Raw genomic sequence first — 19,236 nt, 5'->3', positions numbered from 1 at the left:
CGATGAATACGCTCAGCCTGCTGTGCTACCGCAGCCTTATCACGGCCATATTGCTACTCAGTTTCACCGCATTTCGGCCCTCGTGCAACCAGAATGGTCGTCAGCTGGTGCATGCCTTGCTGGCCGGGGCGTTCTTGTTCGGACCTCAGGTGTACCTGTTCTACGCGTGCGCGGCACGCGTAGGAACCGGACTTTCGGTCGCACTCTTTTTCATCTACCCCGCAATGGTAATGGCGCTAAGGGCATTTCGGCTACATCGCAAGCCGGTGTTCACCGACCTCGCACTGGCAGTCGTTGCGATCATGGGGGTTGGATTCATAACGATTGGTCCCGGAGTTAGGACGCCCCCGTACGTTGCGGCCGGCGGGATCCTGTGCGCCGCGGGGCTCTACGCGGTCTACGTGATGTTCGCCGCGGAGATGGCTAATGGGGCTGATCGAGTGATGGCTGCGAGCGCGGTGATGTTTGGCACCGCAGTTGGCCTAGGCGTGCTTGGCCTGTCAACTAGGCAGTTAGTGATGCCGTCCACATCAGCAGATTGGCTCACTCTCGTTTTGCACAGCACGGTCCTCGGCGTGGGGATGCTGTGCTACTACGCCGGCGTCTCGGTCACGGGCGCGCACTATGCGGCGATGATCGACTCTGCACAGCCGGCTATCGCATCGATGACCGGCGTGGTGTTACTCGGTGAACACTTGAGCACCGCCCAGGTCATCGGAATCATCTTTGTCGCCCTCTGCGTACTGGCCGGAACTCGATCGCAGTCTGTGTCCTGATTCCGGCCGGGTGGCACGTCCTCACTTAACGGTGTTGTCGCGGTTATGCGGCGGAACCAACTTTTGCCGCCATCGTCGACGAGTACGGTGGAGGTTTCTTCGACGAAACTACCGAATTCGACGGTTCTCGCCACAAGCATGGAATCGCTCTCTCGCATAACAGCCTTCCATGGTGCCCGCGCGACCGCTCGCAGCACAACGTCGAAGCGAAAGCCAATGCCGACCGGTCACCGACTTTGCACCAACGACTCGAACTACCGCCGAGCCTTAGATCAATCCCAGCTTGATACTCTCCAAAACGAGTGGATCACATTGTCCAAGAATGTATCCCAGATTGAAGGGCCGAACGAGGCCTTTCAGGTGCCCTAACGCCGCTAGTTGGGCACGCTTGCATTCTGCAAGATTGCCGGGGAAGCGAGATGATCGACCACGATGGCAGGGAGGAACTAGTTCAAGGGGGACACGGCAGCCCCTAGTCGATACCCCGGCGGGGCAAACGATTATCCCGGATATCCGACCAGTTCGGCGTCAGCGGTGTGATGCTCTCGGGCGTGGCACAAGGCGACCGGGGTGGCTTGCTATCCGGCACCGCAACCTCATTGCTGCCAGAGTGTCAGCGGTGAGGTTGGAGTCCCCCGACTAGGAGTTGGCTAGCGTAACCACACACCCCCGCGTCGACTCCATTGCGCCAAAGCCCCACTGCGCCACCGTGACAGTCAATTGTGCAGTCCGCCTGAGACGTAGTAATCCCCGATGTTATGCGCACGATGGCGGATAGAGTTGTGTGAGGCGATGATTCGTGCATTTCGCCAGTAGCGGTCGAGACCATGTGTTCGCGAGGTTGCTGAACCTCCTACGCTTTCAAAAATCTGATCTGTGATACGAGTCACCGCAGGCACGATGGCGATTTGAGCGCGATACGTGGCCACGTTGGTCTCGAGAGCTCGCGTCGAATGCTGCGGATCACTGAGCCGCTCGGCAAATGCTGCGTCCAGCGATTCTGCGGCGATAAGTGCCGCGGCTTCTGCAGCGAAGACCTGGCCGCTGATGTCTCCGACCTCGCTCACCAGCAGTGGATCCTGCGCCCGCACGAGTAGGAGACTGCTTCCGAATGGCGGAGTGGTACTTGTTTGAACATGGTGAATCTGACTCGTATGCGCGCGACGAGCGATACCGACCAAGACGGCTAGAAGGGTGAGCTGAAACATGGCTCCCTGAAACCAGGGTGTATCAGTCACGTCGGTAAACGGGCCGATGTTCTCGGGGGAAATGGCAACATTCGTGAAGATCGTGGTACCAGTACCGGTCAGCGCCTGACCGAACCCGTCCCAGTCGTCGAGGATCTCAACGCCATCGGTGTAGCGTCCGACCGCCACCGATCGTTCCCTGTCGCCGAACCGCGCACTGACGTCGATCCAATCCGAGAAAATCGTTCCCGTACTGAAGTGTTTCGTCCCGTTGAGCAACAGCTCGCCGCCAGGAGTCTCCACCACCGAGGTACGACCGAGACGGTTTGGGCCGCCGTGGCGCTCGCTCCACGCACTACCAATCATGTGCTTGTCGGTGACCACCCGCTCCGCCCACCGTTCACGTACCGAATCAGAGCTGGAACTCAGACGTTCCTCGAGGAAGGCGAAGTGGCCCCGGAAAGCATGAGCGATGTGTGAATCCGCCTCTGCGAGTTCAATGAGTGTGGCCATGAACTCGCGCCCGGAGTATCCAAGTCCACCCAGTTCTTCCGGAACCCTCATCGCGCCGAATCCCTCATCGAGCAGCTGGCGAAACTGTTTCCGAGGTAGCACTCGCTCGTTCTCGCGTTCGATCGTTCCCTTAGAAATCTCCGCAAACAGATTTCTAAACGAGCCAATAGTGCCATCATAACGAGACATCTGTGTCCTTCCGGGGACGAGCATCAGGTGACAAATTGTCAGAACTACCTAATGAGTACTGAGAGGGCGTAAGAGCGCGCTCTCCAGCAGCAACTTGGTGTAGGGGTGGACCGGCCGTTCGAAGACGTCCTTGGCCGAGGCGATTTCGACGATCCGCCCGTGGCGGAGCACCGCGATGCGGTCGGCTATCTCGCGCACGACGGCCAGGTCATGCGAAATGAACACGATTGTGACACCAGTCTGCGCCTGGAGTGACTTTAGGAGCTCCACGATCTTTGCTTGCACGGAGACATCGAGAGCAGATGTCGGCTCGTCGCATACCACGATTGCCAACCTTCCGGCGAAAGCGCGGGCGATGGCTACGCGTTGCTTCTGCCCACCCGACAGCTGCGCCGGTAACCTGCCGAGGAGTACCGGCGCGAGTCCAACCTCTGCGGCCAGGTGCTCCACAGTCTGATCGCCGCCCAGAAGCTGTATGGCTCGTTCGAGTGTTTGGCGTACGGTCCGCCGAGGATTCAGCGAGGATTCAGGATTCTGGAAGACCATTTGCACCGCCTGGCTGGGCGCGTGTTTGAACGTGCGCTGGTCCTGGCCGTCAATAGATGGCGATTCCTCCCTGCGAAAGTCTATTACACCTGTGTAATCCACCAGGCCTGCTAGCGCCCTACCAAAAGTCGACTTGCCACTACCGGACTCTCCAACAACTCCCAGGATTTCGCCTCGGCGAAGCGCGAGGTCGATCCCAGCCAAAGCAACGGAATCTCCGTATGTTTTGTATAGGTTGGCCACTTCGGCGACAGACGTTGCAGGCAGGTTCTCACGGGACGGGCCCGGCTCCTCGCCGTTCCGAAGACTCTCGAGATTGAATGCGGGGGTGGCCTGGATGAGGCTTTGGGTGTATTCGTGTCGGCCCGGCCTCCGGAGTTCACCACTCGACGTCGAATCGACCAGACGGCCTTCACGGATGACACCGATTCTATTACAGGTGGCTTCCACCAGTGCCAAGTCGTGACTGATGAGCATCGACGCAAACTGGTGTCGCGTTCGCAAATCGGCTAGCAGCGTGAACATCTCGGCTTGCGTCGTGGTGTCGAGCCCGGTCGTGGGTTCGTCGAGAAGGAGAAGCTTTGGTCGGGCAGCCAACGCCATCGCGATGACCACACGCTGTTGCTGACCGCCGGATAATTCGTAGGGATAGCGGCGCGCGAGCTGTCCGGCATCGGGGAGCAGAACTTCATTCAGGGCACGCTCAACCATCGCGGGTATGTCTCGACGTGGATGTCCCAACACAGCGAACACCTCGCCGATCTGAGATCCAACCCGCATGGTCGGATTCAACGCAGTCGTTGGATCCTGATAGACGATGCCGATCGTCTTAGCTCGAAAGAAACGCAGACGTTTCCCCCTGAGCCTGAGCATATCGGTTTCGGCGACGGAGATCTCTGATGCCTGAATTCTTGAGGTCCGAGGCAGACCGTTGGCGATCGCGAAGGCTGCAGTAGTCTTGCCCGACCCTGACTCGCCGATGAGCCCGTACGCCTCACCGTCATCGATGTCGATGTCGATTCCATTGACGGCGTTGATGACTCGGTCCCCCTGCCGATAGGTGACCCAAAGCCCGCGAACCCGAACCAGATGTTTGGCAGTCACCGGTCGTAGACCTCTTTCAGGTTGTCTGCGAACAGCATCACAGAGATGACCACGGAGGCGAGGCTGGCAGCGGGAAAGGCAAGCGTCCACCACGCTGTCTGCAGATAGAGCCGATTATCGCTGATGGCCAATCCCCAATCGGGGGAGGGAGGTTGGGCGGCGAGGCCAAGAAAGGACAGCGAGGAGATGACGAAGATGGCGTAGCCGAGATTGAGCACGGCCTGAACCACGACCGTGGGAAGGATGTTCGGCAAGATCTCGGTCACCATGATCCGCCGACGGCCTTCTCCCTGCAGGCGGGCCGCCGCGACGTACGGCTTGTCTCGCTGCGTCAGTACAGCTGCTCTTATGATGCGCGCGATAGTCGGCGTGTAGACGATTGCGACGATCACGATCATGGCGGGCGGGCTCGCTCCGACCGCTGACACGACAACAATGAGCATGATGATGGGCGGCAAAACCAGAAAGACGTCGAATACTCGCATCATCAGAGCATCGAACGGGCCGCGGAAGTAACCTGACGTGAGCCCGAGCAACGTTGCCGCGACGGCCGCCAGAACAGCGCCGGCTGGTCCGACGAGCATCGCAGGCTCTGCACCAGCAAGAACTCGTGCAAGTACGTCGCGGCCATAAAAGTCCGTGCCGAATGGGTGGTCTACGCTCGGTTGTCCGAATTTGGTGCCCGAGTTGCTGAAAGGGTCGACGATCCAGCGCCAGCCGATAGCGGCCGAGATCCAAAAGACCAAGATGCCGGCGCTAATGACGAAGGTTGGTCGCCGTAGTAGCTCCCGCCATCGAGGAGACGCTTCCGTTCCGTCCCACGCCACGCTGACCGTTTTCTCCGGCGTCATGAAACCCATTTCTGCTAGAGCTCGATTCGGCGATCGAGCCAAACCACCATCACATCTGAGAGCAAGATGATCAGGAGGCAGGAGATTCCGATAACCATGACGCACGATTCCAGCAGGAACACGTCTTTCTTCACCGCAGCGGTCACCGTGAGAGCGCCCAGGCCGGGGTAGCCGAATACCCATTCGACCACGGCGTTGCCGGAAAGCAGGGCGCCCAGACTGATGCCGAGCAGTGATACCGTCGGAATCATGGCATTTCGTGCTACGTGGTGCGTCACGACCCTCAAAGGCGGCAAGCCTTTGAGGACTGCTGTTCGGTGGTACGGAGCATTCAACGCGCCAACCACTCCAGTGCGCACCATTCGGGAGATGATCGGTATATAAGCGAGCGCGAGAACCGTCGCCGGCAGGACCATCGAGGAGAGCGGCACTCTGAGACTGTCTCCAGTAATGCTGGGCCTCGTCGGCACCACCCCAAGCACGATGCTAAAAAATAGGAGCAACACCACTCCTACGACAAACTCCGGCAACGCTGATATCGCCGAGAGGGCCATGGTGAGTGTTCGATCGATTTTTCGGCCCTCAGTATACGCTTGCAGGCAGCCCAACAATGCCGCGGCGAACCCGGCGATCGCAAACGCGATCAAGCCAACAACAATTGAGTTGTATAAGCGAGAACTCACCAAATCAACCACCGGCTCCCCGAAGACCAGGCTGGTTCCCCAATTCCCTTGAACGAATCCGGTGAGCCACTGAAGGTAACGCTCGGCGATACCACCATCCAGGCCGTTGCGAACGTTCCACGCTTGAATTTGCGCGGGCGTGGCGTGTGCCCCGAGGGCATTGCGCCCGGGGTCCCCGGGTACGACCTGCACCAGCCAGAATGCTGCCATCGAAACGACAAAAAGCACTGCAAATACTTGGAGAACACGCGCCACGATAGGACGGGCGCGGCCACCAGAAGCATTGCGCTCGGCGCGTGAAGATGGGTCAAGGGGTTCGTGTTGAGGAGCCGTCAGCTGCGATTTCGTCATCGTCAGCCTTCGACGGTTATCCCCGCGAACGGGAATCCGGTGGAGTAGTCGACCTTGCCCGAGAATTCTCCCTGAACTCTTGGCCCCAGCAGGAGCTTGCTCCGGACGAACGCGGGAACAATTAGAGGGACGTCCTCCCACTGAATTCGACCGATCTCAGTTGCGAGGTCTTGCCGCTTGCTTGCCTCTGACGTCGCGTCGTATTCAAAAGACAAATTCTGCAGCGCCGGATTCGCGTAATGAGACGCATTGAACAAGGCGCTCTTTGCGTAGATGTCCGCGATGAATTGAGACGGAATTTCCCATGGCCAGTTAGTAGCAGTCAGCGGAGCCGTGAGCCATGAGTTCTGCTCACCATAATAGCGCTCGGTAGTCTGCACCTCGACGCTGACGTCGAATCCTGGAATAGCATTCAGCTGCTGCGAGACAGCCTCGGCGAGTTGTTTGTTGTTCGTCGTAATCGTGAAGGCGAGATTTCGGCCACTCAGGAGGCGCCGAACTTCGTCAACGTTCTGTTCGCGTTGCTCAAGCCCTTTTGGGCGGATTGCGTAGTTCGGAAAGTAAGTCGTGTCATTGCCGAGATCAGCGTACCCGGCATACACGGTATCGATGATCGCCTTCCGATCGATGCCCCAGGCGATTGCCTGTCTTACGGCGGGATCATCGAAGGGGGCTGTAGTTACGTTGAGAAATATGCCGTCGAACCGCTGATACCCGAGGTCGACCATGCGGTACCGCTGGGCGTCCAGCGCACTTAAAGGATCCGATGTCGGAAATAGTGGATCGATGTGGTCAATTTCGCCTGCCTGAAAGGCCAGGATCGGCGCCTGTGGGTCCGAGTAGTAAGTGATGTCGACGCCGTCAAGCAGGATCTGGTCGGCATTCCAGTAGTGTGGGTTCTTGGAGTAATTCGCCCCAACTCCCGGTTTATAATCGCTCAAGATGAACTGTCCGGCGCCTATCGGGTTGTCGATCCAAGATCCCGTTTGATACCCAGCTGGTAAGACAACCGCGTTGGCGTTTGTCAGGAGATAAGGAAAATCGCCAAAAGGTCGACTCAGTTTGAATCGGACGACGCCATCGCCAACGGTCTCGACGCTCGAGAGGACGCCTTCGAAGGTGCTCTTGGCCGGCGACCCGCTGTCGGGAGCGATCAGTAACGAGAATGTGCTGGCAACATCAGTAGCAGTGAGTGCTGATCCGTCGTTGAACTTCGCGCCGCTACGCAGCGCGAAGTCCCACGACAAGCCATCGGGCGACGGCGACCAGCTCTCGGCCAGTCGCGGAATGAGCTTGCCGTCCTTGTCCTGACTGACGAGCCACTCGTTCACTAGGCCAACGAGGATCATCGCGTTGTACTCGCCGACCAGGAGTGGATCCGTATCTCCAACTGGCACTTCAGTACTGAACCGATACACCTTCTTGCCTGCGGCCGCGGACCCCCCGTTCGGGCTGCAAGCAACCACGCTCGCCCCGATTCCGATCGTTGCGAAGGCGGCCCCAGCCACGCGAAGAACATCACGCCGACGAAGAGGGGCGCCAAAGAATCGGTCGGTGGATGCGGGGGGCATGGACTCTCCTGTGTGCTGCAAGTCGGTCGGCGCATCGCTGGACTGAGACCGCGACGGCCAATACACAAGCTTGGCTCCTCGATGGAACCCGAGAAGGCTAGCGGCATTTCGCCCTGCCCCACCGCCCCCGCAAGCCACGAAAGCTCCCTACCGGCGCTCCGAATTCAAATCAGAGGTATCCGAACTCATATCAAGCAACCTCCGACAGCTGGAAGTCGGTTGATGCCGGCTGACGGCGACCACCGAGGTGGCCTGAACCGTGCTGCGCATTGCAAGCGACCCACGAGCGCGCTAGTGTCCGTCATCGCTCGACGTCGGGCCTGTTCCACTCACGGCCGGATGAAAGCTAAACGGCGCTAGAACTCGCTGGATTCGCCGTCGCTGGCAGCCTTTCCACACAGACGATTTGCCGCTACAGGCCGGCGCTGTGACGAAGAGAAATCAGGTAGAAGATGTCCGGAATTCCCAAGAAACAAATAAATATCTTCCTGTTCGAAGCAGCGACGATCAACCAGTTCTACTACGGGATCTGGGCACAGCCTACGGACAAGCGGCACTTGTTTCGACAGCCCGAATTCTGGATCAGACTGGCTAAGATCGCCGAGCGAGGATTGCTCGATGGTATTTTCTTCGCCGATTCTGCCACCGGTTTCGATACGTATCGGAACTCACTCGACCCCGCCGCGGTTGACGGAGTCTTTTTCCCGACCCTGGACCCCTTTCTTATAGCGTCGATCGTTGCCGCCTCCACGACCGAATTAGGAATCGCCGTTACCGCATCAACGACCGATAGTCATCCGTTCAGGCTCGCCAGAACCATCTCGACACTTGACCAGCTGTCGAACGGCAGGGCGGGCTGGAACATCGTATTTGGCAACACCCTTTCCGCAGCCCGGCACTACGGACGGGAGATGCTGACCCCACCGCAGTATTACGAACTCGCCGACGAGGTCATCGATATTATGTTGAAGCTTTGGGAAGGGTCTTGGGACGATGGTGCTGTCGTCGAGGATAAGAAATCGCGTGTCTTCGCACGGCCTGGGTCGGTTCACGGCATCGGCCACGTCGGAAAGCATTTCTCCGTCGGAGGACCATCTTTCGTCGATCCCTCTCGCCAGCGCGTTCCTCTGTTGTGTGAGGCGTCAGGCACCACCCGTGGCGTGGCATATGCGAGCCGCCATGCCGAGCTCCTACTCGTTGGAGCACCAACTCGCCAAGGTGTAGCCGAGTTGGCGCGAACAGCGCAATCGTCAGCGGCAGAGCACGGTAGAGCGTCTGGGTCCCTGAAAGTTACTGCCTACGTTGACATCATCGTGGGCCGCACAGCAGAGGAAGCTCTGGCGAAGGCCGCAGCATACGACTCTTACATCACCTTCGAAGGCGCGATGGTCTTCACCGAGTCCAAAGTCATATACGACGGTCTCCCCGATGACGCGACAATCGGTTCTCTCATCGCCGAGGGATGCCTCCCAGCGGGGGGCGCAGCAGATGGGTTCGGACGGGATCGCACGCTCGGGGAATTCCGGAGCGAATTCCACTTCCTTCGGCTTCCACACCGCGCTATCGGAACACCTGAACATGTGGTCGATCTTATTGAGCAGTGGATCGACGAGGACGGGCTCGACGCAATCAATCTGCGCCAATATCACGTATACGATACGCTAACCGACTTTGTGGATCTCGTGGTGCCCGAGTTACAACGGCGAGGGCGGTTCCGCACCGCGTATAACCCTGGCGAGACCCTTAGAGAACGGGTGCTTGGAAAAGGCCCCTGGGTAGCCGACGATCATCCCGCGACGAAGTATCGCGGAGCGTTCGCTTAACGCCACCCTGATCGTTGAGGCCACAGATTTGAGTTGCTGGTCCGAAATGGTCCTCTGACAGTGGTCCAGTTGTAAGACACTGTTGCCCCACGTTGGTGCGAAGGAGAATTGAGGATGCCATGGCGTCGAATAGTCTCCAGGCGGCACACCTGACCAGATTATTCGTAAACGAGCCTACGGCAACCGACTCCTCGGAGCCGGCCAGTGCGATTACCCAGAATAGGTGGACCCGGTCAGCTTGCTTCCAGCGTGACACTCAGTGTGCGCTCTAGTTGACTGACGCGCGCGTTGCGATCAACGGGTGCTGCGTTTATGACTATGCACCCATCAACTGTGGGCTGCCGGCAATCAATTCAGCTCTTCATGTGTGCGGGTTCGGGACATCTTGACCGTTCACCATCGGGAGATCGTTGACGAGCAACCCGCGCCCGCCATGGTCTTGTTGTGGTCATGTTTGGAGGTTTCGGGGGTTATCCACCGAACGTGACGTTCTGAGGTCGGCGGCCGATTGTTTAGCCGATCGGTGCTTACCGGCTCCCAGACAAGGGTTTTCGTGACCTTACCCATCTGTGAGATCAGCTCCCACATCTCCCTCAGCAGATCACCGCCTTGGCGTGAGGGCAGCATCGTCGCCGCAATGAAACCGGGAGAACCCAATGTCATCACCAGCACCGGAGTATTCGTTCTTGACCCGCCCGATGAAATCGGCATCGCGGGGAACCACAGATCGCACTGGGTAACTTCGCCAGGCTGGTAATGGACCCGGTCCACTGAGTCGATGCCCAAGTACTCGGGTCGGATCTCGCGAAGCCGAACCCGCAGTGGGTTCATCGTGAAGGGCCAGCGAAGCCGTTCCGCGATCACTGTGGCCAGCATTGATGGATACTCGGCCAGCAGGGCCCGAATCTATGCCTCGAACACCTTCACAACCGACCCTCGGGGCGCCCCCCGCTCATACCTCGGCGGCCGATCACTGGTCGACGCCACACGCACCGTGTTACACGCGATCCCGAGCCGGCGAGCGATCTCCTTGATCGGCACCCTCAGCCCAAGGCAGCCGACGGATCTCCGCCCAATCCGCGAGAGCAACCCCCCAGGATCAACCCGCAACAAGCTCACAGTTCAGAAGTTGGAACGGGGTCAGCTTTCAGGAATCAACGACAGTGGTGTTCTACGTCTACAACGAAAGTTATTACCATTCAAATTATTTCGACGAAGCTCTGCGCAGATCTCGCTGTCACAGCGTCGATGGGTTGAGTCGGGTCAAAGAACCGTTACGCGCTGACGTCTTCCAACACCTTCAGACACCGCGGACGCCGAACCCTTGAAACTGCTTGACGATGTCGCCGTCATCCATGGAGGCCACTACTCGATCGGCAGTGTCACCGTTCCTGCAGGATCGAGCCCTCGTTGAGCTGGAAAATCTTGTCGAACCGAGTACAGCCCTTTGAGCCAATGAACCAGCCGTACCGGCTCACACGAACGATTGCACGTTGCGATGACATGGCCGATGCGTGATTGTCAAGCATCCAACATTATCTTTTGCCCACCAAGACTTTCCGTTTCGACACGTTCGTGAGCATGCCTAGCATCCTCAAGCTTCAAGACATCGGCAATTCGTGCATGGCTAGGTAGCGACGACCCGAGAAGTTGCGTCAGCCTGGGCGCATCCTCATGTACAACGAGCTCGGCGATGGAGATTCCACGCTCCGCCACCGCCTTGTCGAAAACGTGCGCGGAGATGAAACGGCCGCCATCACGGACGGCAGCGATGATTCCGGGCGATGCGATCGCGGGGTTAAATAGCGCATCGACGCCATCGGGGATCCAATCACGCACTTGCGCAGCCATTTTAGCAGCGTTGGCTCGTTCAACCACGCCTGCGAAGCCAAGCGAGGCCAGATATTCATCATTTCTGGAACCCGAGACGAAGACGTTGGCGCCGCGCTCTGCCGCAATGATTGCAGCAGCCAGGCCTACAGGCCCGCTAGCACCGACGACCATGACGTTCGCCCCCTCCAGGGGCCCCATAAGATCTGTTGCTTGAGCCGCGGTTAATCCATTCAACGCAAAGAGCGCTGCACAATGTGGATCAGTATCGTGAGCAAGCTCCGCCACGTAGCTAGCAGGGACGGAGATGACGTCGGCGTAGGTACCTCGGCCAGCGTCCGGTCCGATCCACTGCACGTAGCCAGCAACGGGCGTGCCAGCCAGCAGATTGTCAGTCGGATCGAGAAGAGTCCCCGCAAAGTCCCAGCCCAAGATCGCCGGGTATTCGAGATTGCTGATCAGTTGCGGATAGTCGCCACGACGAAGCTCCAGATCGCTGACATTCACGGTACGCGTCGCAACTCTAACCCGCACTCGGCCCGGGAGAGTTAATGGCTCAGGCCGCTCACGAACATGGAGTACTTCTGGACCTCCGAACGCATCAAACTCAACAGTTCTCACTGGCTGTTCCTTCTATTGTGGGTCGAAATCTGCGCTCTAGATGTAGCTTCCGTCCCTCTGCTACATACACGTGCTCGCATCGTGCCAACTTGGCGCGTCGCCTGGCGTCCGATCGCCATGCATTGCCTCCCCGTGATCCGTACTGCAGAAACTCTGGCTGCACCAGCCTGCACCTGGCTCACGTTCGGCCGTACTCCGTGACGGCTTGTTGCGAGTTTGCCGCTGTAGCAACAACTTCCAACATAGATCGGTTGGATCACAGGACACTGAGACATCGTCGTATCCTCTCAACAGGTGACGGCTGAACGGTCACAGTGGGGCCGTTCTTGTCGATCTGGGGAAGATCTGTACGCCGCAGAAAGTCTCAGCCAACCGGGTCCAGATTGGCTGACGCACAAATAATCCGCGTGGTTTCCCCAGCGCCACTCCCTAAATGACGGGTATGCGCCGTAAGAGTAGCCACAACGCCAAGTTCACTGAATAGAACGGCAGCGCCAACCGAGCCGGCGGCTACGGGTCGGTATCAGCGCTAGCTCCCCGCCCCTCCCGGGCCTAGAGGTAATGGCAGCCCAGTGGCCGATGAGCCGGTCCGCCGCAAGTGGCAAAGCGCAAACCGGTTCGGATCTGCTCGCAGCAAATGCGGACAATAGTGCGGGAAACGAGGCCAAGTCACGCAGTAACGGTGTTAAGACCTAGAAACGCGACTCATCTCAACCCAGCTTTGCGATCGGTTCGTTGGCCAATTCGGAGCCAAGCCCCCTGGAAACCTCTCGCCCCCCGTCGATGAGAAGTCGGCGCACCTCATTCCTCACCCCTGCACCAAGAATGTTCTGCTGCACACCGCTGATCGCTAGCGAAGCCCTGATAACTCCGCGGTAGTCGATGATCGGCACCCCGACTGCGGCGATGCCGACAGTCACGTCCCCGTCGCTGACGGAGACACCAGAACTTCGGACATCCTCCAGGATGGGAAACAGCTCATCAGGCGTGACGGGCGTCGACTGCGTCAACCGTTCTAGCGGTTCTGACGACACGTACTCATTCCAGAACTCTCTCGACTCGGCTGCCAGCAGGACCCGTGAGCCCGCGCCAGCGTGCAGCGGCAAGGCACCGCCGAGGGTCAGTGCAAGGCTCTGGACGCGCCGCCCTTCGATCCGCTCGATACACACAGCCTGCGTTCCCCGGCGCACACACAGAAATACCGTTTCACCCGTTTCGTCATGAATCCGTTCCATGACGGGTAATGCCAGCTGCCTTTCGTCAAAACGCGAAACCACGGCAGTGCCTAGACGCAACAAGTGGAAACCAAGTCTGTAAGTACCCCGTCGAGCCCCGGGCTCGACCATATCCAGTCTCTGGAGACTGGCGAGAAGCCGATAGACCGAGCTCCTGGGCTCGCCGATGACTTCGGCAATCCTCGCTGGGGTGGGCTCACGTTCCCGCGAGAGCACATCGAGCACCTCGACTGCCTTCCGCACCAGCTTCAGCTCGCCCTCATTAGCCATTTCCCCATTATCTCGCTAGGCAGCCGAATCGTCCATTCAGTGAGATTGAAGTGGTCGCGTGATCATGCAAGCTCTATACAGCTTTCGAGGAAGCGATCTACGTTGGACCACTACCTGGTGCCACCAGCATATGTGCGATAAGGCCGCCAACTCGGAGCCAGTCTGCCTCTGCCGCCGTATCGATTCGGACTCTGGCATCCAGCTGACGAACGCCCGTCGTCGCACCGCTGACAGTAACGCGCACCGCCGCGTGGACGCCTAATTCGCCTACGAGGCCAGTGATGTCGAAGATCTCAGAGCCATCAAGGTCGAAGGGCGACAAGTCGGGGCACTCGATGGGGAGGACGCCCATGGCTACCAGGTTGGTGCGGTGGATGCGCTCGAAACTACGCGCAATCACGGCTTGGACACCGAGCAGTCTCGTCACTTTGGCCGCCCAGTCTCTGGCCGAACCAACGCCGTACGAGTACCCGGCGACAACGACGGTCGGCACACCCAATTTGGCGTAAGTCGTAGCTGCCTCGTAGATCGGAAGGATCGTGCCGTGTGGCATTACTGCGGTCCAGCCGCCTTGGCATTCAGGGGTGAGCCGATTCAGCAGTTTCGGGTTGGCGAAGCCACCTCGCACCATCACGTCGTGGTTGAGCCGACGGGAACTGTAGCTGCCGAGCGCATTCGGAGCTACGCCCCGGCTGGTCAGCCATTGTCCGGCAGCACTATTAACGTCGATGCGAGCAACAGGCGAGATGTGGTCGGTCGTGACGCCGTTCCCGAGCAATAGCAGGGGTCGGGCCCCGTGGATGTCGCCGTCTCGGTCGGGACGCGTCAATTTGGGGTCGGCGAATGGTGGCCGGCGGATTGATCCTGCTTCGTCGTCCCAATCGAAGGATGTGGTGCTCGGGTGCGGCAAATTTGCCCATTCGGTTGTCGTGAGCGGAAGCAAACGCCCACGGCCCGAAGGGCAGCACTCAGCGGCGGCGACGACGTCGTCGATTTCCCTCTCGGACGGCCAGATTTCGTCCAAGTAGACAGGGACGCCAGCAACGTTGACCGCCAGCGGTTCTTTGGTGAGGTCGACCGTGGTCCTTCCCGCGATGGCCATTGCTACCACGAAAGGCGGCGAGGCTAGGTATGCGAGTGCGACATCTGGGTGGATCCGCCCCGGAAAGTTTCGGTTCCCTGACAGCACGGCCGCAACGGACAAGTTGCGTTCGCGAATTTCAGCGGTCACGTCAGGGTCTAGTGGCCCGGAATTGCCCATGCAGGTTCCGCACCCGAAACCGGCTACGTGAAAGCCTAATTCGTCCAGAGCGGTCTGGAGTCCCCTGGACTGCAGCATTTCTGCGGTCCAGGAGGATCCCAGCGTCAGCGAGGTCTTCGTCCACGGCGCCGAGCGCAGCCCGCGGGCAGCGGCGTTACGCGCCAGCACACCAGCCGCCGCCATGGCGCGTGGATTGGAGGTGTTGGTGCAGCTAGTAATAGCGGCGATCACCACATCCCCATGGCGTAGCCTAGTTTCGTTTTCGGCTGGCACAGATGCCTCGGGATAGTCCTGCGCCAATTGATTAACGCTCAGCTTCTGGTCAGGGCGGAACGGCCCCGATATCGTCGGCTCGACGGTCGCAAGATCGAGTTCGAGGGTTTCGTCATAGCGGGCACTTGCTCGCCCAGGTGCATGAAGCAGCCCTTGCGCACCGAGGTAGGCACGGACTAGGGAAACAGTCGATTCCGGCCGCCCCGTGGCGACCAGATAGTCGATGGTGCGTTCGTCTGGCGGAAAATATGCCATCGTTGCGCCATACTCGGGGGCCATGTTGGCGATGGTGGCCCGATCAGGCACCGACAAACGAGTGAGTGCAGGTCCGTGGAACTCGACGATCCGCTGCACCACGCCATGTGTTCTCAGCAGCGACACAAGGGTAAGTGCAATGTCGCTGGCCAGTACGCAAGGATTCGGCTTACCGGTTAGCTTCACCCCTACGACTTCGGGCACCGGAATCATCAGAGGCTGGCCGAGCACTGCGGCCGTGGCTTCGATGCCTCCGACACCCCAGCCAGTAACCGAAAGCGCGTTAATCATGGTGGTATGGCTATCGGTGCCGACTACAGAATCCAATCTGGCCAGTCGCCGCTGGTTGTCAGTGCCGACTGAGACAACGTTGGCGAGGCTCTCCAGATTCAGCTGGTGGCAGATTCCGATACCTGGTGGGACCACTCGTAATGTGGGGAAGCGTGATTCGGCCCATCGCAAGAATCGGTATCGGTCGCCGTGACGGTTGTATTCGTGTGCGAGGTTCAGACTCGCAGCACCCAGATCACCGGCGACGTCGACCTCCAGTGCATGGTCTACAACAAGGTCCATGCGTAATCTGGGCGAGATCGAAGTTGCGCCGAGACCACGTTCAACTGCACGCTCCTGCAGGGTGATGATGTCTGCGAGCAGCGGGATTCCCGACGCGTCCTGCATCAAAATGCGCTCAGGGAAGAACGGAACACAGGCAGCACTTTCGCCAGCTACAAGCGAACGGGCATGTTCGGCCGTCACTGTATGTCCGTCGCAGTGGCGCAACACATTTTCCAAGAGCGCCCGCTTTACGTACGGCAAGGAGGGAATCGCTCCCAAACCGGCTTCTTCGGCCGCGTGCAAGCTGATATACGCGGTCTCGGGGCAGCCGGCCAGCGGACGCACCAAGTCGCTCAACAAACGCGTCACGACGGGTCCGCACGCGGTGTGGTTCCCGGGATCGTTCGCTCAGGTGGGCCGACGTATGTCGGCAATAACGGTGGGGGGATAGGCCCTTTGATGCGCGTCCCGTTGCCTAGTTCCTCCCACGCATGCGCCAAAATGCCCACTGCCCGTGACATGATGAATAGGCCCCGGCCTAACTCGGGTGCGAAACCCAATTCTGCGTAGACCACTGCGGTGGCGCCGTCGACATTCATTGGCACAGACTGCCCGCGCCTGCCTGCGAGCTGATTCTCTAACTCCTCGGCGATGGCTACGTAGTGCCCGCCGATCGCGCCGGCTTCCACGTGCGCATGCAGTGCTGTCATCAGCGGGTCTCGGCGCGGATCACGGGGATGGAACCGATGGCCAAATCCCGGAATGTACCTGCCGGACGATCGAAAGTGAGTAATCGTCTGAGCAACCACAGATGCGAGATCGCCGTTCTTGGACTCAGCGCGAATTTGTTTCAGAAGTTCCATGCACTGCTGGCCCGCGCCGCCGTGAACGTCGCCGAGGAGACCAACACCGGTCGACATCGCTCCCTGCAAGCCCACACCGCACGTCACCGCCATGCGGGCCGCGGCGATTGAGGGTGCTTGCGGGCCGTGGTCGACTGCCGCGACGAGCGCCCGTTCAAGTAATTGGGCATCAGCTGGCGCCGGAAAGTCGCCCCGAATCATCAACCAGATCAGCTCTGCGAAGCTTGCGCCGGAGATCAACTGTTCGATCGGGTAACCGCGTAGCCTAATTACTCCTGGCTCGATGTCGCTGACCTTGGTAGTCCACCAATCGGTCACATCGCGGCTCGAGGTTCGCATTACGGCATCCTCGCGCGCAGTGCTCATATCGCTTGCTCCTTCCGTAACTGGCCGATCTCAGCTTCTCCATAGCCGAGCTCAGCGAGAATCTCATCGGTGTGCTGCCCGAGTGTGGGTGGTGGCGTCTCAGGTGAAATACATTGCCCATCAATGTGTGTGGGAAGCCCAAGCACGCGTACCGGATTTGCGGTTACAGCAGGCGAGTCGACTGTGGCTACCAGTCCGCGGTGAGCAATTTGATCCGACGCCAGCGCAGTCGGGACCGACACGACCGGCGCGGCCGGTACCCCGGCGTTAAGCAGAATTGCGTCCCACTCAAGCGCCGATCTGTCCCTCAACGATGTTTCGAGTTCTGCGCGTAGCTGGTCACGGTTTCGTTTGCGATCCTCGCGTGTGCAGAAGCGTGGATCGTCGATCAGCTCCTCACGGTCCAGGACGTGACACAGGGTTTCGTACTGTTCCTGTTTGTTCGCCGCAATATTGAGTGCGCCGTCACCGGTGTCGAACGTGCCCGACGGCGCGGAGGTGATGTTCTCGTTCGCCATCGGGACTGGCTCTCGTCCGGCGATTAGATGATCGGATACCACCCATCCCATTGAGGTCAGCGCCGCATCGAGCATTGAAGTGTCGAGAAACGCTCCCTGCCCTGTTCGCAGTTGCCGCAACAGGGCCGAAGCGATCGCGAACGCCGCAGCGAGCCCACCAATGCTGTCGCAGACCGGATACCCCACCCGAAGAGGCGCGGTTTCCGGCGTACCAGTCACACTCATGATTCCGGCCATGCCCTGCACCACCTGGTCATAGGCCGGACGGCCGCGCATCGGTCCAGTCGACCCGAAACCCGACACCGCGCAGTACACAAGCCTTGGATTAATCTGCTGCAGCGTGCCCCAGTCAAATCCCAACCGATTGAGCACTCCGGGGCGAAAGTTCTCTACCAGTACGTCGGCGCCCATGATCAACTTCTCGAAAACCTCTTTTCCACCCCTGGACTTGAGGTCGACTGTTATCGAACGCTTTTGCGCGTTCTGTGCCAGAAATGACGCCCCGAGGAATCCGGCACTCAATTGCAGGTCAGCGCCTAGCTGCCGCGCCAGATCTCCCGTCCCCGGCGTTTCGATCTTGATCACCTCGGCACCCATAAGAGCCAACTGATAGCTCGCGAACGGCCCAGCCAGGACATTGGTCAAGTCCAAAACACGAACGTCTGCCAAGAGATTCGAGATCACAGGAAGACCTCCACGCTCCCCAGTCCTGCGGCACTTATCTCAGTAGCGGCCGCCGTTACGGCATCCACGTAGCGCCCTACCCGATCTGCAGTGAACCGCGACGTCGGCCCACTGGCTGACAGCGCCGCGACCACCCTCCCGTCAGACGCGACAATCGGCGCCGCTACAGCGGATGCACCGAGTTCTCGCTCCCCGTGCGTGACTGCGTACCCCGCCTCACGGATACTTGCAATCTCGCGGCTCAACGACTCCAGTTGAATGTCGGGGCGGATCTCAGCCAGAGCCCTCACCACGTGATCTGGAGCGCCAGTCAGCAGGATCTTGGCCGCTGCGCCAGCCGCGAGCGCATAGGGCACACCAACTTCGACGACGCTGCGCACTGTGGTCGTGCCCTCGACCTGAGCGATCGATACCCGATTCAGATCCTGGCGGATATAGATGTTCGCCGTTTCACCACAGGTGTCCACCAGCCGGGTCATGATCTGCCGAGCCTGCGAACTGATCTCCCACATGGCCTGGGACAGCGCAACCCAACGCAAGAATCCCGCTCCTAGCCCGTAGGTGGAATCTCCGCGGTCAGCGATCAATCCAAGAGCCTCCAACGTCGAGATCAGGCGCACCACCGTGGTTTTCGGAAGTGCGGTGTGCGCCACTAGCTCTCGCAACGTGCGGGTGGAGTGTTCGACGTCAAACAGTTCCAAGACATCCACGGCGCGCGCGATGCTGCGCACGCCGCCGTCGGCACGAGTTGACGCGGTGTCGATATCAGCCATACCGACAACTATAACCCATCTAGCGGATCAATAGGACCGTCTCATGGGTTGACGGCGCCGGGGTCGCGTGATTCTATTGGTGATGCAGCACACAAAACTGTCGTGCGGATTAGGAGAACCGCTTGTCGGTTCATTGAG

The 19,236-nt window shown here is 59.4% G+C and carries 13 protein-coding genes and 1 pseudogene; 2 read left to right on the top strand and 12 right to left on the bottom strand.

Going from position 1 to position 19,236, the window contains the following annotated elements; genetic code table 11:
- Nucleotides 1-776: DMT family transporter (locus tag TX88_RS04265; protein WP_084621798.1), on the top strand; the 776-nt coding region annotated here is incomplete at its 5' end.
- A 716-nt stretch (nucleotides 777-1,492) separates the two neighbouring features.
- Here TX88_RS04265 and TX88_RS04260 read toward each other — a convergent pair.
- Genes TX88_RS04260 through TX88_RS04240 form a run of 5 tightly spaced genes read right to left on the bottom strand, consistent with a single transcriptional unit; the run spans nucleotide 1,493 to nucleotide 7,771 of the window.
- Complete coding sequence (locus tag TX88_RS04260; RefSeq protein ID WP_162563080.1) at nucleotides 1,493-2,665, bottom strand: acyl-CoA dehydrogenase family protein; 1,173 nt, start codon at nucleotides 2,663-2,665, stop codon at nucleotides 1,493-1,495.
- A gap of 48 nt (nucleotides 2,666-2,713) precedes the next feature.
- Entirely contained in the window at nucleotides 2,714-4,315 is a 1,602-nt protein-coding gene (locus TX88_RS34150) for an ATP-binding cassette domain-containing protein (protein ID WP_049924835.1), read from the bottom strand.
- Nucleotides 4,312-5,166 carry an ABC transporter permease gene (locus tag TX88_RS04250; RefSeq protein WP_162563079.1) on the bottom strand — a complete coding sequence of 285 codons (855 nt, stop codon included), beginning with the start codon at nucleotides 5,164-5,166 and terminating at the stop codon, nucleotides 4,312-4,314. Before TX88_RS04250 ends, TX88_RS34150 begins: the two co-directional genes overlap by 4 nt.
- 14 nt (nucleotides 5,167-5,180) lie before the next feature.
- The gene (locus tag TX88_RS04245; RefSeq protein ID WP_084621796.1) at nucleotides 5,181-6,200 is read right to left on the bottom strand and encodes an ABC transporter permease; all 1,020 of its coding nucleotides are present in this window, start codon (nucleotides 6,198-6,200) and stop codon (nucleotides 5,181-5,183) included.
- 2 nt (nucleotides 6,201-6,202) lie between these two features.
- Entirely contained in the window at nucleotides 6,203-7,771 is a 1,569-nt protein-coding gene (locus TX88_RS04240) for an ABC transporter substrate-binding protein (protein WP_084621795.1), read from the bottom strand.
- 452 nt (nucleotides 7,772-8,223) lie between these two features.
- On the opposite strand from TX88_RS04240, the gene TX88_RS04235 reads away from it, so the two are divergent.
- Complete coding sequence (locus TX88_RS04235; RefSeq protein WP_044514909.1) at nucleotides 8,224-9,594, top strand: NtaA/DmoA family FMN-dependent monooxygenase; 1,371 nt, start codon at nucleotides 8,224-8,226, stop codon at nucleotides 9,592-9,594.
- Nucleotides 9,595-10,128: 534 nt separating this feature from the next.
- On the opposite strand, the pseudogene TX88_RS34900 reads toward TX88_RS04235, so the two are convergent.
- From TX88_RS34900 to TX88_RS04200, 7 genes and pseudogenes are all read right to left on the bottom strand, one after another.
- Nucleotides 10,129-10,660: pseudogene (locus tag TX88_RS34900) on the bottom strand (IS21 family transposase); the annotation flags it as partial.
- A gap of 455 nt (nucleotides 10,661-11,115) precedes the next feature.
- The gene (locus TX88_RS34140; protein WP_409365873.1) at nucleotides 11,116-11,958 is read right to left on the bottom strand and encodes an alcohol dehydrogenase catalytic domain-containing protein; all 843 of its coding nucleotides are present in this window, start codon (nucleotides 11,956-11,958) and stop codon (nucleotides 11,116-11,118) included.
- Nucleotides 11,959-12,755: 797 nt separating this feature from the next.
- Nucleotides 12,756-13,550, bottom strand: a complete 795-nt coding sequence (locus TX88_RS04220; RefSeq protein ID WP_044514904.1) for an IclR family transcriptional regulator — start codon at nucleotides 13,548-13,550, stop codon at nucleotides 12,756-12,758.
- Nucleotides 13,551-13,647: 97 nt separating this feature from the next.
- On the bottom strand, nucleotides 13,648-16,263 hold the full coding sequence (acnA, locus tag TX88_RS04215; RefSeq protein WP_209446950.1) for an aconitate hydratase AcnA: 2,616 nt from the start codon (nucleotides 16,261-16,263) through the stop codon (nucleotides 13,648-13,650).
- Nucleotides 16,260-17,123: a citryl-CoA lyase gene (locus tag TX88_RS04210; protein WP_044514903.1), complete on the bottom strand. Its 864-nt coding sequence runs from the start codon at nucleotides 17,121-17,123 to the stop codon at nucleotides 16,260-16,262. Before TX88_RS04210 ends, acnA begins: the two co-directional genes overlap by 4 nt.
- Nucleotides 17,120-18,325 carry a CaiB/BaiF CoA transferase family protein gene (locus TX88_RS04205; RefSeq protein WP_044514902.1) on the bottom strand — a complete coding sequence of 402 codons (1,206 nt, stop codon included), beginning with the start codon at nucleotides 18,323-18,325 and terminating at the stop codon, nucleotides 17,120-17,122. Before TX88_RS04205 ends, TX88_RS04210 begins: the two co-directional genes overlap by 4 nt.
- On the bottom strand, nucleotides 18,322-19,098 hold the full coding sequence (locus TX88_RS04200; RefSeq protein WP_044514901.1) for an IclR family transcriptional regulator: 777 nt from the start codon (nucleotides 19,096-19,098) through the stop codon (nucleotides 18,322-18,324). The genes TX88_RS04205 and TX88_RS04200 overlap by 4 nt, the downstream gene beginning before the upstream one ends.
- Nucleotides 19,099-19,236: the final 138 nt, after the last annotated feature.

It is taken from the genome of Mycolicibacterium septicum DSM 44393 (assembly GCF_000455325.1).
GTDB classification, from domain to species: Bacteria; Actinomycetota; Actinomycetes; order Mycobacteriales; family Mycobacteriaceae; genus Mycobacterium; species Mycobacterium septicum.
Note: the sequence above shows the minus strand (reverse complement) of the source record. Positions and strands in the feature narration are given on the sequence as shown.